We start from the raw sequence: 2,317 nt of genomic DNA on the forward strand, positions 1-2,317 counted from the left end.
TTGGGGATTGGCTCCCTGTGATTACATTCTATCTTGCAGGTAGTGTCTTCATTGTTTTATTTATTTTAATGTTGGGTACGATATTTTACCCAAAAAAATTGAGCCAATTTAAATTTAAAAAAACAGATGGCGTTTTACGAATTAGCAAAAAGGCGGTTGAAGGAGTTGTTACTGAGGCTTTGGTAGCAGAGAAGTTGATGGAAAATCCAAATGTGAAAGCAACAATGAGTCAAAGAAAGATAAAGATAAAAGTTAAAGGTGATTTTCAAATATTTTCAGATTTATATGGTAAAACTGATCAATGGAGTAAAAATTTAGAAACTCAACTACACGATTTGATTGGACCTGATGTAAAAATTTTAATCAAAATTAAATTCGAAAAACCTCGACCAGAAAATAATAATCGTGTGACATAGGAGGAAACGCATGAATGAGATATGGGAAACATACCGAGGACCTATTATTGGTGCACTAGCAGGTTTGCTTATTGCACTGTTGATGTTGACTTTAGGTTTTTTTAAAACAGTTCTAATTATCGTATTTATTCTTATAGGTGGTTTTATGGGATGGTATGCTACTGCGCATGGATTGATAGATATCTTTCTTTCTAAAAAAAGAAAGTAAAACTATAAATAATTAACTAAAAGAAGGGATTTGAAGATATGGACAACAAAAATGTACCTAAAAAAGAAGAAGAAAATGTAAATGGAATTAAGGGTGAACTTACTTATGATGATAAAGTGATTCAAAAGATAATCGGGATTGCGTTAGAATCAGTCGATGGATTATTAACAGTTGAAGGCGGTTTTTTCTCAAATGTTGCTAATAAGCTTGTTAATAGGGAAGATGTTACTACTGGAATCGATGTTGAAGTAGGGAAAAAACAAGTGGCTGTTGATTTAGATGTTGTCACCGAATACGGCAGAGACATTGCAGCGTTATATGAAAAAATCAAAGAGGTCATCTCTAGAGAAGTGGAAAAAATGACTTCTCTTAAAGTAGTGGAAGTTAATGTAACTGTAACAGATGTAAAATCAAAAGAACAATATGAAGAAGATTCAACAACTGTTCAAGACCGATTAAGTGATGCGACAGAATCAGTAGGCAATTTCACAAGTGAACAAACAGAAAAAGCAAAAAAAATGGCAAGTAATGGTATATCGAAAGCAAAAGATGCAACAGAGTCAAGAGTTCAATAAACTATTAAATTTAAACCTCTCAATAACAAATATTTAGTGGTTTTATTGTGTTCAGTATAGTTTCTCAAAATAAATATCCAGGATAGAGAATTTCTCTATCCTTTTTTCATTTAAGTAGCTGTACCAAAAACATTGGTTTTAGGTGAAGAAAAGGAAACTATAACAGAGAGTTTGAATTCGATAAAAGAACAAAAATGAGGATAAAAATATCAAAGAGTGACTTTTCCTTATTTTCAAATTTTACAGCAGTTCTCGGAGATAAAGTGAGAGATACCATTAACTGTTTAGTTAGAACAGTTTTAATTCACAAAGAGAGCCCATGTATCGGTTGATACATGGGGTACTTGGGGTAATCAGGATTATGTCAGCTAGGTAGTTAAATAATAAAGAATGGTTATATAGACCCATTAAAAATTTCTGTTTCGTTATTTTTAAGATCAACAACTTTGAGGAACTGGGTCGATTTCACAAAAATACTTTTATAAAATTTTTGATTATCTTTTGAAAAAAGGAGGACTCTTTTTTCTGAATTATCGACTAGTTTAGTAACCTTAAAATTATTTGGAGTAAAAATTGTTGTTATTTTTGTTCCTTCTTCAAAATTATTTAAATTTTCTTGATTCTCTGAATTAAATTGTACATTTTGGCTCTCTGCAGCTTCAGTTTGATCAATGCTCCGAGTTGAACTATTTGTAACGTTCGACTGTTTTAAGGAACACCCTCCAAGTGATAATATAAGGAATGCTAATAAAGTTATTTTTTTCATAAAATTCTCTCCAGTTCATTTAATTGTTTAAGATAACTATTAGTTTTAGTTTATCAGAAATGAAGTTAGTAGCGTTAAAATTTTAATAAAATTACTTAGAATAATTCGATTTATGTAAATATACTTCTTTATATTTTACAACAAACAAGACATGATTGAAAATAGATAAAAATACCTGGAATTTATAGATGTTTTATTTGTACCAAAAACGTTCGTTATTGGAAATAGACATTTTACAAATAATTAGAGTTCCCGTCGAGGTGCTTATCTTCATTCTATAATGTCAAAGAGTCTTCCCTTTTTAGTTACATTCATTTAAAATAATGATAGCAAACTGTATTTTACAAAAGGA

Annotated in this window: 4 protein-coding genes; 3 read left to right on the plus strand and 1 reads right to left on the minus strand. The window is 30.3% G+C overall.

The window, feature by feature from the left end; translation table 11 throughout:
• The 3 genes from amaP to BCR24_RS10325 all read left to right on the plus strand — a co-directional run.
• A partial coding sequence (amaP, locus tag BCR24_RS10315) for an alkaline shock response membrane anchor protein AmaP (RefSeq protein WP_069640457.1) occupies positions 1-416 on the plus strand: 416 nt, incomplete at its 5' end.
• Between the two features lie 10 nt (positions 417-426).
• Complete coding sequence (locus tag BCR24_RS10320; protein WP_069640458.1) at positions 427-624, plus strand: DUF2273 domain-containing protein; 198 nt, start codon at positions 427-429, stop codon at positions 622-624.
• A 38-nt stretch (positions 625-662) separates the two neighbouring features.
• Entirely contained in the window at positions 663-1,199 is a 537-nt protein-coding gene (locus BCR24_RS10325) for an Asp23/Gls24 family envelope stress response protein (RefSeq protein ID WP_069640459.1), read from the plus strand.
• A 394-nt stretch (positions 1,200-1,593) separates the two neighbouring features.
• Here BCR24_RS10325 and BCR24_RS10330 read toward each other — a convergent pair whose 3' ends face one another.
• A complete protein-coding gene (locus tag BCR24_RS10330) occupies positions 1,594-1,965 on the minus strand; it encodes a hypothetical protein (protein ID WP_069640460.1) in 372 nt (123 codons plus the stop codon).
• Between the last annotated feature and the right edge of the window lie 352 nt (positions 1,966-2,317).

Origin of the sequence: Enterococcus ureilyticus (assembly GCF_001730315.1) — a bacterium.
Lineage (GTDB): Bacteria > Bacillota > Bacilli > Lactobacillales > Enterococcaceae > Enterococcus_L > Enterococcus_L ureilyticus.